The organism is Streptomyces sp. NPDC015220 (assembly GCF_043079345.1).
In the GTDB taxonomy this organism is placed as follows: domain Bacteria; phylum Actinomycetota; class Actinomycetes; order Streptomycetales; family Streptomycetaceae; genus Streptomyces.
In genome coordinates this window covers 69,934-82,791 of sequence record NZ_JBIBUK010000025.1, presented here as the reverse complement: position 1 = coordinate 82,791, position 12,858 = coordinate 69,934, and the positions used below count along the sequence as shown (strand labels likewise).

General features: G+C 73.4%; 13 protein-coding genes. 9 read left to right on the top strand and 4 right to left on the bottom strand.

The window, feature by feature from the left end:
* Window positions 1-139 precede the first annotated feature (139 nt).
* Both ACF061_RS33115 and ACF061_RS33110 read left to right on the top strand, forming a co-directional pair.
* Window positions 140-886 carry a response regulator transcription factor gene (locus ACF061_RS33115; RefSeq protein ID WP_392270698.1) on the top strand — a complete coding sequence of 249 codons (747 nt, stop codon included), beginning with the start codon at window positions 140-142 and terminating at the stop codon, window positions 884-886.
* A complete protein-coding gene (locus ACF061_RS33110) occupies window positions 886-2,508 on the top strand; it encodes an ATP-binding protein (RefSeq protein WP_392270697.1) in 1,623 nt (540 codons plus the stop codon). Before ACF061_RS33115 ends, ACF061_RS33110 begins: the two co-directional genes overlap by 1 nt.
* A 31-nt stretch (window positions 2,509-2,539) precedes the next feature.
* Here the strand turns inward: ACF061_RS33110 and ACF061_RS33105 are convergent, their stop codons facing one another.
* Window positions 2,540-3,127 carry a pyridoxamine 5'-phosphate oxidase family protein gene (locus ACF061_RS33105; RefSeq protein WP_392270696.1) on the bottom strand — a complete coding sequence of 196 codons (588 nt, stop codon included), beginning with the start codon at window positions 3,125-3,127 and terminating at the stop codon, window positions 2,540-2,542.
* Window positions 3,128-3,487: 360 nt separating this feature from the next.
* Between ACF061_RS33105 and argH the strand changes: the two genes are divergently transcribed.
* From argH to ACF061_RS33085, 4 genes are all read left to right on the top strand, one after another.
* Window positions 3,488-4,915 (top strand): argininosuccinate lyase, encoded by a 1,428-nt coding sequence (gene argH / locus ACF061_RS33100; RefSeq protein WP_392270695.1) that lies wholly within the window; start codon window positions 3,488-3,490, stop codon window positions 4,913-4,915.
* A 139-nt stretch (window positions 4,916-5,054) separates the two neighbouring features.
* A complete protein-coding gene (locus ACF061_RS33095; protein ID WP_392270694.1) occupies window positions 5,055-6,011 on the top strand; it encodes an aldo/keto reductase in 957 nt (318 codons plus the stop codon).
* Between the two features lie 95 nt (window positions 6,012-6,106).
* Window positions 6,107-6,733 (top strand): TetR/AcrR family transcriptional regulator, encoded by a 627-nt coding sequence (locus tag ACF061_RS33090; protein WP_392270693.1) that lies wholly within the window; start codon window positions 6,107-6,109, stop codon window positions 6,731-6,733.
* A complete protein-coding gene (locus ACF061_RS33085) occupies window positions 6,730-8,241 on the top strand; it encodes an MFS transporter (protein WP_392270692.1) in 1,512 nt (503 codons plus the stop codon). Before ACF061_RS33090 ends, ACF061_RS33085 begins: the two co-directional genes overlap by 4 nt.
* Window positions 8,242-8,362: 121 nt before the next feature.
* On the opposite strand, the gene ACF061_RS33080 is transcribed toward ACF061_RS33085, so the two are convergent.
* Window positions 8,363-9,034 carry a lysophospholipid acyltransferase family protein gene (locus tag ACF061_RS33080; protein WP_392270691.1) on the bottom strand — a complete coding sequence of 224 codons (672 nt, stop codon included), beginning with the start codon at window positions 9,032-9,034 and terminating at the stop codon, window positions 8,363-8,365.
* A gap of 448 nt (window positions 9,035-9,482) precedes the next feature.
* Between ACF061_RS33080 and ACF061_RS33075 the strand changes: the two genes are divergently transcribed.
* From ACF061_RS33075 to ACF061_RS33065, 3 genes are all read left to right on the top strand, one after another.
* Complete coding sequence (locus ACF061_RS33075) at window positions 9,483-10,700, top strand: glycerophosphodiester phosphodiesterase (protein WP_392270690.1); 1,218 nt, start codon at window positions 9,483-9,485, stop codon at window positions 10,698-10,700.
* A 76-nt stretch (window positions 10,701-10,776) separates the two neighbouring features.
* Window positions 10,777-11,283: an RNA polymerase sigma factor gene (locus tag ACF061_RS33070; protein WP_392270689.1), complete on the top strand. Its 507-nt coding sequence runs from the start codon at window positions 10,777-10,779 to the stop codon at window positions 11,281-11,283.
* A 45-nt stretch (window positions 11,284-11,328) separates the two neighbouring features.
* Window positions 11,329-11,826: a GNAT family N-acetyltransferase gene (locus tag ACF061_RS33065; protein WP_392270734.1), complete on the top strand. Its 498-nt coding sequence runs from the start codon at window positions 11,329-11,331 to the stop codon at window positions 11,824-11,826.
* A gap of 80 nt (window positions 11,827-11,906) precedes the next feature.
* On the opposite strand, the gene ACF061_RS33060 is transcribed toward ACF061_RS33065, so the two are convergent.
* A complete protein-coding gene (locus tag ACF061_RS33060; protein WP_392270688.1) occupies window positions 11,907-12,359 on the bottom strand; it encodes a hypothetical protein in 453 nt (150 codons plus the stop codon).
* Complete coding sequence (locus tag ACF061_RS33055; RefSeq protein WP_392270687.1) at window positions 12,340-12,699, bottom strand: hypothetical protein; 360 nt, start codon at window positions 12,697-12,699, stop codon at window positions 12,340-12,342. Before ACF061_RS33055 ends, ACF061_RS33060 begins: the two co-directional genes overlap by 20 nt.
* Window positions 12,700-12,858 lie beyond the last annotated feature (159 nt).

The following is a 12,858-nucleotide window of genomic DNA, read 5'->3' as shown; positions in this document are numbered from 1 at the left end:
TTCGCCGGTCCAGGACGCCACTGTGCGGGCCGAACCTCTGAGAGCCCTCTGAAACCGGGGTCCGCGAGGAGCACTCACAGGGAACTCAGAGCACCCCCCGGCGCCGCGCCCGCGGGCGAGGGGCGATGCTGGGATGGCCATGAACACATCCCGCCCGGGCCCGCCCGGCCCGCCCGCGCTGACCCGTCCCGACGGCACGCCCGTCCGCGTCCTCGTCGTCGACGACGACCCCGACCTCGCCGAGGTCCTCTCCGGCGCCCTGCGTTACCAGGGCTGGGAGGTCCGCACCGCGGGCGACGGCGCCGCCGCGGTCGCCGAGGCCCGCGCGCTGCGGCCCGACGCCGTGGTGCTCGACGTGATGCTCCCCGACACCGACGGCTTCTCGGTGCTGCGGCGGCTGCACGCCGTGCGGCCGGACGTCTGTGTGCTCTTCCTCACCGCCCGGGACGCGGTGGAGGACCGCATCGCGGGCATCACCGCCGGCGGCGACGACTACGTGACCAAGCCGTTCAGCCTGGAGGAGGTGGTCGCCCGGCTGCGCGGGCTGCTGCGCCGCGCCGGCATGGCCCGGCAGCCGGCGGACGGCCCGCGGCTGACCGTGGGCGACCTGGTCATGGACGAGGACGCCCGTGAGGTCACCCGGGCCGGGAAGCTGGTCGAACTCTCCCCGACCGAGTACGAGCTGCTGCGCTTCCTGATGCACAACCCGCGCCGGGTGCTCAGCAAGGCGCAGATCCTGGACCGCGTGTGGTCCTACGACTTCGGCGGCCAGGCCCACGTCGTGGAGCTGTACATCTCCTACCTGCGCAAGAAGGTCGACGCGGGCCGCGAACCCATGATCCACACGGTGCGCGGGGCGGGCTACGTACTGAAGCCGGCCCCGTGATGAGCGCGCCGGCGCGGACCCGGGCCCGGTGGCGCGGGCGGCTGCCGTGGCCGCGCACGCTGCGGGCCAGGCTGACCGCGGGCCTGGTCGTGCTGCTCGCCGTGAGCTGCGCGGCCGTCGGCGTGGCCGCGGTCGTCGAGCTGAACGGCTTCCTCACCGGCCGGCTCGACCAGCAGCTCCAGCAGGCCGGGACGGGCTTCCCGCAGAGCCTGGAACACGGCACGGCCGAGGACGCCGGGGCCGCCGGGAGCGCCCGGACCCCGAGGAACACGAAGCCGTCCGACCACGACGGCGACGAACACGGCGACACCCGCCGCCAGGCCGCCGCGACCTTCGGCGCCCGGCTGGTGGCCGGCCGGATCACCAACGCGGCGGTGGTGCCGTGCCCCTCCCACCCCGGCTTCGACGTCGCCCTCACCGCCGCCGACCGCGCCGCGCTCGCCGCGCTCCCGGACGACGGCGAGGGACACACCGTCCACCTGTCGGAACTGGGCGGCTACCGGCTGGCCGCGTGGCCGGGCCGGGACGGCGACGTCCTGGTCACCGGCCTGCCGATGGAACCGGTACGCGCCACGGTCCACCGGCTCGAACTGGTCGCCGGATGCGTCTTCGGTCTCGCCCTGGCCGCCGCCGGGGTCGTCGGGGCCCTCTGGGTGCGCTGGTCGCTGCGGCCGCTGAGCCGGGTCGCCGCGACCGCCGCCCGGGTCAGCGAGCTGCCGCTGGCCAGCGGCGAGGTGGTGCTGCCGCCCCGGGCCGGCGAGGCCGATCCGCGCAGCGAGGTGGGCCGGGTCGCCGCCGCCTTCGACCGGATGCTCCACCATGTGCAGGACGCGCTGACCAAACGGCACGCCAGCGAGGAGCGGCTGCGCAGCTTCGCCGCCGACGCCAGCCACGAGCTGCGCACCCCGGTCGCCTCGGTCCGCGGCCACGCGGAACTGGCGCTGCTGCACCCGGGGCCGGTGCCGCCCGAGGTGGCACGCGCCCTGGAACGCATCGCCGCCGAGTCCGCCCGGATGGGCGAGATGGTCGACGAGATGCTGCTCCTGGCCCGCCTGGACGCCGGCCGCCCCCTGGAGCGCCGCCCCGTCGACCTCACCCGCCTGGTCCTGGACGCGGTGACGGACGCGCGGGCCGCCGGGCCCGGGCACCGCTGGACGATGGAGCTGCCGGAGGAACCGGTGACGGTGACCGGCGACGCCCACCGCCTGCAACAGGTGCTGGCCAACCTGCTGGCCAACGCGCGTCTGCACACACCGGAGGGGACCAGGGTGACGGTGTCCCTGGAGACGGTCCCGCCGGCCGACGGCGGCAACCCGGCCGACGGCGGCACGCCTCCTGACGGCCGTACGCCCGCCGACGGCGGCACGGCCGTCCTCCTCCGGGTCGGCGACGACGGACCCGGCGTCCCGGAGGACATCCAGCCGGGCGTCTTCGAGCGCTTCACCCGCGCCGACCGGCGCCGCGCCGGCCCTTCCGGCGGCGCCGGAGCGGGCCTCGGCCTGTCGATCGTGGCCGCGGTGGCACAGGCACACGGCGGGAGCGTGGCCCTCAGGAGCCGCCCGGGCGCGACGGCGTTCACGGTACGGCTCCCGTCCGGCGGGGCGGACGCCGCCGGGGAGTAGCGGCCGGGGCCGCCGGCGGCGGGGCGGGCGCTCAGACCGGGGTCGGCGGCAGCGGCAGCGGGAGCCCGGGCAGTCCGTCCAGGCTGGTGGCCACGTGGTCCTTCTTCGTGAAGTAGGCGCTCAGCGAGGTGTCGTCCTCGCGCGCGAAGCGCTTGCCGTGCAGGTCGCGGTCCTCCTCGTACGCCATGAAGGGCACCGCGTAGCCGCAGGTGTCCCGGATCAGCTCGGCGTGGACGACGATGACCGCGCGCAGGCCGTGCGCGGCCGGGTCGATGTCCGGGAAACGGGTGAGGAGTTCCGTGAAGCGCGGGTCGTCGCGGAAGACCGGCTCGCCCCGGCCGTGGACGCGCACGATGTTGGGCGGGCCCTGGAAGGCGCACCACATGAGGGTGATCCGTCCGTTCTCCCGCAGGTGCGCGATGGTCTCCGCGTTCGACCCGGCGAAGTCCAGGTAGGCCACGGTGAGCTCGTCGAGCACCGCCAGAGAGCCCTTGAGGCCCTTGGGGGACAGGTTGACCGTGCCGTCGCCGGACAGGGGAGCGGTCGCGGTGAAGAAGAGGGGCTGCTCCTCGATGAACGTGCGCAGCCTGCCGTCTATGCGCTCATAGGTCTTTCCCATGTCCAGTGATTATCGGCCGGTTTCGTTCGGCTGTCTAAGGAATTGCGGTTTCCTTCCCCCCGCCCGCCGGTGCCCGCGGGCGTGTCCGCCGGGCGTCCGTGCCCGCGTTCGCCGCGTTCGTCCCGCCCGCGCCGGGCGGTTCGGAGATTGACGAATCATGCAGGCTTCTGCATACTCATGCATGCCAGTGCGCGCTGTCATCGAAGATCGCGGCACCGCGTGATCCGCGGGCGCGGCCCGGCGCGGACCTTCCCCGACCCGGACGGGTCACCCCGCACGCATCAGCCTGACGGCCGCCTCCCCGCCTGCGAGGGTGGGGAGGCGGCCGCACAGGGACAACTCTTCCGAGGAGCAACGCAAGTGAGCAGCAACAGCGGTGACGTCCGGCTCTGGGGCGGCCGTTTCGCCGACGGTCCCGCCGAGGCCCTGGCGAAGCTGTCCGCGTCCGTCCACTTCGACTGGCGGCTCGCGCCCTACGACATCGCCGGTTCGCGCGCCCACGCCCGCGTGCTGCACAAGGCCGGGCTGCTCACCGAGGACGAACTGACCCGGATGATCGCCGGACTCGACCGGCTCGAGGCGGACGTGGCGTCCGGCGACTTCACGGGCACCATCGCCGACGAGGACGTGCACACCGCCCTGGAGCGCGGACTGCTGGAACGCCTCGGCGCCGACCTCGGCGGCAAGCTGCGCGCCGGCCGCTCCCGCAACGACCAGGTCGCCACGCTCTTCCGCATGTACCTGCGCGACCACGCCCGGATCATCGGCGGCCTGATCGCCGACCTCCAGGACGCGCTGACCGGTCTCGCCGAGGCCCACCCGGACGTGGCCATGCCCGGCCGCACCCACCTCCAGCACGCCCAGCCGGTCCTCTTCGCCCACCACGTCCTCGCGCACGTGCAGTCGCTGTCCCGGGACGCCGAGCGGCTGCGCCAGTGGGACGAGCGGACGGCCGTCTCGCCGTACGGCTCGGGCGCGCTGGCCGGCTCCTCCCTCGGCCTCGACCCCGAGGCGGTGGCGCGGGACCTCGGCTTCGAGCGCGGCAGCGTCGGCAACTCCATCGACGGCACCGCCTCGCGGGACTTCGTCGCCGAGTTCGCCTTCATCACCGCGATGATCGGTGTGAACCTCTCCCGGATCGCCGAGGAGGTCATCATCTGGAACACGAAGGAGTTCTCCTTCGTGACCCTGCACGACGCCTTCTCCACCGGTTCGTCGATCATGCCGCAGAAGAAGAACCCGGACATCGCGGAGCTGGCGCGCGGCAAGTCGGGCCGGCTGATCGGCAACCTGACCGGTCTGCTCGCGACCCTGAAGGCCCTGCCCCTCGCCTACAACCGCGACCTTCAGGAGGACAAGGAGCCCGTCTTCGACTCCTGCGACCAGCTGGAGGTCCTGCTCCCCGCCTTCACCGGCATGATCGCGACCCTCACCGTGCACCGCGAGCGGATGGAGGAGCTGGCCCCGGCCGGCTTCTCACTGGCCACCGACATCGCCGAGTGGCTGGTCAAGCAGGGCGTGCCGTTCCGGGTCGCGCACGAGGTCGCCGGCGAGTGCGTGAAGGCCGCCGAGGCCGAGGGCAAGGAACTGGACGAGCTGACCGACGAGCAGTTCGCGAAGATCTCCGCCCACCTCACCCCGGAGGTGCGCACGGTCCTCAACGTCCCCGGCGCCCTCGCCTCCCGCAACGGTCGCGGCGGCACCGCGCCGAGCGCGGTCGCCGTCCAGCTCGCCGAGGTGAAGGCGGACGTCGCGGCGCAGCACGAGTGGGCGAACGCCCGGAAGTAGGCCGGCGGCCCCAGGCGGTACGTCGCAGGTCATCGCGGGTTACGTTGGTCGGCAGCCGCAAGGAACCGACCGGACGGAGCCCGCGATGCCGTTTTCCCTGCCCCAAGCTCTCGGCCTCGCTCGAGCAGGGGGGACCCCCATGGCCGCAGCCACCACTCCCACCTGTCACCTCGGCCTCGGCCTGGCCGCCGTCGGGCGCCCCGGATACATCAACCTCGGCCGGGACCGCGACCTCCCGGCCGACCGCACCGTCGACGCCCTGCGCGCCCGTACCCACGAACTGCTGGACGCGGCGTACGCGCAGGGCGTCCGCTACATCGACGCCGCCCGTTCCTACGGCCGCTCCGAGGAGTTCCTCGCGGACTGGCTGCGGGCGAGGCCCGACGCCGCCGACGTGGTCGTCGGCAGCAAGTGGGGCTACACCTACACCGCGAACTGGACGACCGACGCCGAGCGGCACGAGGTCAAGGACCACGGCCTCGGCACCTACCGGCGGCAGCGCGCGGAGAGCGCCGCGCTGCTCGGCGACCGGCTCGACCTCTACCAGATCCACTCGGTGACCCCGGACAGTCCGGCCCTCACCGACAAGGCCCTGCACGCCGAACTCGCCGAGGCCGCCGCGCAGGGCCTCACCATCGGGTTCTCCACCAGCGGTCCCGCCCAGGCCGACGCCGTCCGGGCCGCGCTGGCCGTGACGGTCGACGGCGAGCCCCTGTTCCGCACCGTCCAGTCGACGTACAACGTCCTGGAGACCTCCGCCGGTCCCGCCCTCGCCGAGGCGCACGACGCGGGGCTCGCCGTGATCGTCAAGGAGGGCATGGCGAACGGGCGGCTGGCCGGTCCGGACGCTCCCGAGGCCCTGCGGGCCGTGGCCCGGGAGACCGGCCTCGGCTGCGACGCGGTCGCCCTGGCCCTGATCCTGCGCCGGCCGTGGGCCGGCGTCGTCCTGTCCGGCGCCGCCACCCTCGGCCAGCTCGCCTCCAATCTGCACGCGGCCGCGGTCGACCTGGGCGAGGAGCAGCTCGCCCGCCTGGACGCGCTGGCCGAGCAGCCGCAGGCCTACTGGGAGCGGCGCGGACAGCTTCCCTGGCACTGATGCACCGGAGCTGAAAAAACGTTCCGGCTCACCCGATCTGAGACGTTCGCGTTCACGATGAGACATCTATGTCTCATATGGTTTATGCTTGTCTCATGGCCGTTGACCGTGAGCACGTACTGCGCAGCGCCGCGGCCCTGCTGAGCCGCAAATCCACCGCCACGATGGACGAGGTCGCCAGGGCGGCCGGGATCAGCCGGGCCACGCTGCACCGCCAGTTCGCCGGGCGCGACGCGCTCGTGCGGGCACTGGAGTCGCTCGGCATCGCCGAGTGCGAGGCGGCGCTGGCCGCGGCCCGCCTGGACGAGGGGCCCGCGAGCGAGGCGGTACGGCGCCTGGTGCGGGAGATCGAGCCCTCCGCCGGACTCCTGTCCTTCCTCTACACCGAGAACCAGCTCTTCGAGGGCGAGGGGCAGAACGAGGGCTGGGCCCGGATCGACGACCGCATCTCCGCCGTGTTCCAGCGCGGCCGGCTCGGCGGCGAGTTCCGGGTCGATCTCACCCCGGCCTGGCTCACGGAGGCGCTGTTCGGGCTGATCGCCTCCGCGGCGTACGTCGTGCTGTGCGGCAAGGCCGCCCCCAGGGACTTCCACCACATGATCACCGAGCTGCTGCTCGGCGGCGCCCTGCGCACGGACCCGCCACCCGCGAACGCCGCACGCGAACCCGGACCACGCTCCACGGCGACGAGCCGACACCGATCACCGAGAGAGGAACCATGACCAGCACCCTGCGGCCGGCCCACGTGGCGGAGACGGTGAAGGGCCCGGGCCGCTGGCTCGCGCTCGGCGTCCTCGTCCTGGCCGTGCTGCTGGTGGCCGTCGACGCGACCGTACTCGGTCTCGCGACCCCCTACATCAGCGAGGACCTCAAGCCCTCCGGCACCCAGCTGCTCTGGATCGGCGACGTCTACTCGTTCGTCATCGCCGGTCTGCTCGTCTCCATGGGCAGCCTCGGCGACCGCGTCGGCCGCAAGCGCGTCCTGCTCGGCGGCGCCACCGCGTTCGGCGCGATCTCCGTCCTCAACGCCTACGCGACCACGCCGGAGACGATGATCCTGGCCCGGGCGCTGCTCGGCGTGGCCGGCGCGACCCTGATGCCGGCCACGCTCGCCCTGATCCGCAACCTCTTCCACGACCCGCGCGAGCGCAGCCTCGCCGTCGGTATCTGGGGCGCGACCGCCTCCGCCGGCACGGCGGTCGGCCCGATCGCCGGCGGGTTCCTGCTGGAGCACTTCTGGTGGGGCTCGGTCTTCCTCATCAACCTGCCCGTGATGGCGGTGCTCGTCCTGGTCGGGAGCCGGCTGCTGCCGGAGTCCCGCAACCCGGACCCGGGCCCGTGGGACCTCGCCGGCGTGCTGCTGTCGCTGGTCGGCATGATCGGGGTCGTGTACGCGGTCAAGGAGGCCGCCGCGCACGGCTTCGGCTGGACCGTGCTCGGCACGGGGCTGCTGGGCGCCGCCGCGCTGTACTGGTTCGTCCGCCGCCAGCTCACCCTGCCCGCGCCGCTGCTGGACGTCCGGCTCTTCAGCAGCCGGGGCTTCAGCGGCGCGGTCCTCGCCGACCTGCTGACCGTGCTCGGCATGTCCGGGCTGGTGTTCTTCCTGTCCCAGTACCTCCAACTGGTGCAGGGCAGGCGGCCGTTCGAGGCGGGCCTGGCGGAACTGCCCGCGGCCGTCGGCGCGGTCGCGGCCGGTCTGGTGGCCGGCCGGGCGGCCCGGCGGTTCTCGGTGCGGGCCGTGGTCTGCGGTGGTCTCGCCGCCGTCGGCCTGGCCCTGGCCGTGCTGACCACGCTCAGCGCCTCGACCGGCTACCCGCTGCTGGGCGCCGCCCTGCTGGTGGTCGGCGTGGGCGCCGGCTTCTCCTTCACGGTGACCGCCGACGTCATCCTCGCCGGTGTGCCCAAGGAGCAGGCGGGCGCCGCCTCCGCGGTCTCCGAGACGGCGTACGAACTCGGCGCGGCCCTCGGCATCGCCCTGCTGGGCTCCATCGTGACGGCGGCCTACCGCGACTTCACCGGCCCGAGCGGCACTCCCGCCCAGGCGCACGAGTCACTGGGCGGCGCGGTGCAGGCGGCGGCCGGCCTGCCCGCCGACACGGCGGACGCCCTGCTGGCCGCGGCCCGCGACTCCTTCGTCCACGGCCTGCACCTGGCCTCGGGCGCGGGCGCGGTGGTCCTGCTGACGGCGGCGGGCGCGGCGTGGTTCCTCCTGAAGGGACAGCGGCTGTGAGCCGCCGTCAGGGGCGCGGGGCCGTGCCGTCCCGCGGCCCCGCGGCGTGGGCGCGGCCGCCCGCACCCGGAAGCGGTCGGACACCTCGCGGCGTCCGACCGCCGGAGGTCGGCGACGGGCCCTACGCCGCCTTCGCCTTCGTGGCGTACATGTCGACGTACTCCTGACCCGACAGGTGCATGACCTCGGTCATCACCGAGTCGGTCACCGCCCGCAGGACGTACCGGTCGCGGTCCATGCCCTCGTACCGGGAGAACTCCATCGGCTCGCCGAAGCGCACGGTCACCTTGCCCGGGCGGGGCAGTCCCTTGCCGCCCGGCTGGAGCTTGTCGGTGCCGATCATGGCGAACGGCACGACGGGGGCGCCGGTCATCAGGGTGAGCCGGGCGATGCCGGTGCGGCCGCGGTAGAGGCGGCCGTCGGGGGAGCGAGTGCCCTCCGGGTAGATCCCGAAGATCCGGTTCTCCTCCAGCACCCGGCGGCCGGTCATCAGCGCCGCGACTCCGCCCCGGCCGCCGTCGCGGTCGACCGGGATCATGCCGACGCCGGTGAAGAACCAGGCCATCAGCCGGCCCTTGAAGCCCTTGCCGGTGACGTACTCGTCCTTGCCGATGAAGACCACCTGACGGTCGCAGACCAGCGGAAGGATCATCGAGTCGATGAAGGTGAGGTGGTTGCCGGCCAGGATGACCGGACCGTCGCCCGGAATACGCTCCGCGCCCTCCACCTGTGGGCGGAACATCAGGCGCATGATCGGACCGAGCACTGCCTTGATGAGCGCGAAGCGGGACAACGGGCCCTCCGGTGTCAAGGGATTGTCAAGCGGAACGGTATGGGTCTGTGCAGGTGAGGACGATACTCGCGGCCCGGGCCCCAATGCACATCGGGCTCACCACCTCTTACGCACCGTTGACCTACGTTTACCTGGGCGGAGGAGCCGGCGCACCCCGGTGACCGGCTCGCCCGGCTGTGACGGAGGTCGCCCGCCGCCGCGGCACGACCGGACGCCGAGCCGGACCCGGGAGCGCGACCGCCCGCCCGGACACCGGCCCCGTGGCGGCCGCCACCGCCCACTCACCCGGCTTCCCCCGACCGCGGCAGGCCATGCCGACGACCCGTCAAAGCGCCCCTCGCGTACGACATCCAGCGTCACCCCGGTGTTCGGCACGACGTCTCCCCGACGTCATCCGAACGCACCTACGATCAGCGCGCACGGACGACACCGAGAGCAGGAGGCGGGCATGGGGACGCAGCAGCCGGACGAGCGGACCGGGACGCGGGAGTCCGACGGACGGGCACGCGGGACCGGGCGCCGGGCGCTGCTCGGAGCCGCGGTGCTCGGGGCGGGCGGAGCGGTCCTCGGGCTGCCCGGCACGGCCGGCGCGGCGCAGAGCGGGGCCGCCGGCCACCGGGGCGGCGGCCTGAGGAGCCTGCCGGTGCCGACGATCATCGGTCACCGGGGCGCCAGCGGCTATCGGCCCGAACACACCTTCGGCTCCTATGAGCTGGCCCTCGACCTCGGCGCGCACGTCGTCGAGGCCGGCGACCTGGTGCCCACCAGGGACGGCCACCTGGTGTGCCGGCACGAGCCGGAGATCGGCGGCACCACGGACGTCGCCGACCACCCCGAGTTCGCCGACCGGAGGACCACCAAGACCCTCGACGGGGTGCCGACCACCGGCTGGTTCACCGAGGACTTCACCCTCGCCGAACTGAAGACGCTGCGCGCGACCGAGCGCATCCCGGCCAACCGCCCGCACAACACCCTCTACGACGGCCGCTGGGAGATCCCCACCTTCGAAGAGGTCCTGAAGTGGCAGGACGAGCAGACCCGCAAGCGCGGAAGGCAGGTCTGGATCTACCCCGAGACCAAGCACCCGACCTACTTCCGCGGGCTCGGCCTCGGCCTGGAGGAGCGGGTCGCCAAGCTGCTGCGCCGGCACGGCAAGGACGGCAAGGACTCGCCGGTCATCCTCCAGTCCTTCGAGCCGACCAGCATCCAGCGCCTGAACAAGCTGGTGGACAACCCGCTGGTGGTGCTGCTGTCGAGTGCCGACTCCCGCCCCTACGACTTCGTCGCCACGGGCGATGCGCGCACCGTCGCCGACCTCGTCACGCCCAGGGGCCTGCGGGAGATCGCCTCCTACGCGCAGGGCATCGGCCCGACCGTCGACCTGGTCATCCCCAAGGACGCGGACGGCAACCTCGCCGCGCCGAGCACCCTGGTCCGCGACGCCCACGCCGCGGGCCTGATCCTGCACCCCTACACCGTCCGCAACGAGAACCCCTTCCTGCCGCCGAAGTTCCGCAAGGGCACGGCCAAGGACGCCTACGGCGACGTCTTCGGGGTGTTCCAGGCGTACTTCGCCACCGGCATCGACGGCGTCTTCACGGACAACGCCGACACGGGTCTGCTCGCCCGCGAGGACTTCCTGGCCAACCGGCCCGTCAACCACTGATCCCGCCCCGCCCTCGTCGGGGTGAACCCGCGGCCGTCCCGGAAACTCCCGCCGGGGCGGCCGCGTCGTGTCGCACATGACGCACGACATGCTCACCGCCCTGCGCCCGCTGCTCCTGGCCGAGGCGTCGGCGGAGGCACTCGCCGCCGGGACCGAGCCGGGCGACCTGGAGCAGGCCGTCTGGCTGCGGCTGCTGGAGCGGCTGGCGGCGGACGGTCCCCCGCACGACCCGCAGGGCTGGCTGCGCAAGGCCGTCCGCTCCGAGGCCCGCCGCACCCGACGCACCATCAGCATCGAACGGCCGTACGGTCTCGAACCGGCCGACGACAGCGAACGCGGACCCGAACAGCTCGCCCTGACCGCCGCCCGGGAGCACGCCCTGCGCTCGGCGGTGCGCCGGCTGCCCGGCCGCTGCCCCCGGCTGCTGGAGGCACTGCTGTCCCCCAGGGACCTCACCTACCGCGAGATCGCGGGGGAGTTGGGTATCTCACAGGGCAGTCTCGGCCCGGAACGCTCCAGATGTCTTGGATGTCTGCGGCGTTTGCTCGCGCCGGAGGTTGCGGCCCGCGAAGCGCGGGGATAGGAGTGGGGGACGACAGACGATCAGGTGAGCGGGAGGCGTGCGCACATGGGCATGAGCGTGACCATCTCTGCGGCGACCGAGCAGGACGCGGAGCAGATCTTCAAGCTGCAGTACCTCTGCTTCCAGAGTGAGGCCGCGCTGTACGGCAACTACCGCATCGGCCCGCTCGTCCAGAGCCTCGACTCGGTCCGCCAGGAGGTCGCCGGGGACTGCGTCTTCGTGGCGCGGCTCGGCGAGGAGGTGGTCGGCTCGGTGCGCGGCCGGGTGGCCGAGGACGGCTCCGCCGCCATCGGCAAGCTCTGTGTGCACCCCCGTCTCCAGGGCCACGGCATCGGCGCCCGGCTGCTGCGCGCGGTCGAGACGGCGCTGGCCGACGAGCTCGGCGTGACCCGGTTCCGCCTGTTCACCGGTCACCGCAGCGAGGGCAACCTGCGTCTGTACCGGCGTGTCGGCTATCAGACGGTGGGCACCTCCCAGGGCGCCGACGGCGTACCGATGATCATTCTGGAGAAGCCGGCCGGGACGTACGTCGCGACCGCCTGACGCCGACGCCCGCGCGGCGACCGCCGCACACCCGCGCCCGCGCGGCGCCGGCCCGGTGCCACCGGGGCGCCGACGGCGGCTCAGCCGGCCGCCGTCGCCCGCTCCGGTGCCCTGCGCAGCCAGTACAGGGCCGACAGCGGCAGCAGCACCGGGATGAAGAGGTACTCCATGCCGTAGTCCGACCACACGGTGGAGTCCGCGAACGCGGACGGCTCGACGAGCGTCCAGGTACCGACCGTCAGCACCCCCACGAGTTCGGCGGCACAGCAGGCCAGGGCCGCCCTGCGGGCGGTCTCCCCGCCGCGCACCAGCGAGTACGTGATGAAGCCGTAGACCACGCCCGCCACCGCGGAGAGCGAGTACGCCAGCGGCGCCCGGCCGAAGTCGGTGGCGATCTGGTAGACGGAGCGGGACACCGCGCCGACGACCATCACGCCGTACAGCCAGACGAGCAGCGTGCCCGGACCGCTGATGAGCCGGTTACGGGCCGGCTTCTCCTCGACGGTGGTCACCTCAGCCTCCCCAGATGTCATAGAGCCGCACCTCCAGCACGGCCAGGACGACACCGCCGGCCGCCACCGTCACCGAGCCCCAGCGCGTCCGCTCCGCCAGCGACATGAAACCGGCCGCCGGGACGCAGGCGAAGGCGCCCAGCAGATACGCCACGAAGATCGTCGTCCCCTGGTCCGGCTTCCCGCCCCGCGCCAGCGCCACGATCCCGATCACCAACTGGACGAGGGCCAGCAGCGAGACCACGGCCATGGCGATGAAGTGCCAGTCCTTCGTCGGCTGGTCACGATGGGCCGCCCAGCCGCACCAGGCGGCGAGCAGCAGCGCGGCGACACCGGTCACCAGCGTCAGGGCAGCAAGCATGCTGAGACCCTATTACGGGCCAAAGTCCCCACCGCGCCCGGCCCGGCCGCAAGGCCGGCCGTACGCGTTCCGGCCGCCGGCCGGCCCGCCCGGCGGCCGTGGCGTTGGCCACAGCACGCCCGGGCCCCGCCGCGCGGTCCCGAGCCGCCAGGCCCCTGC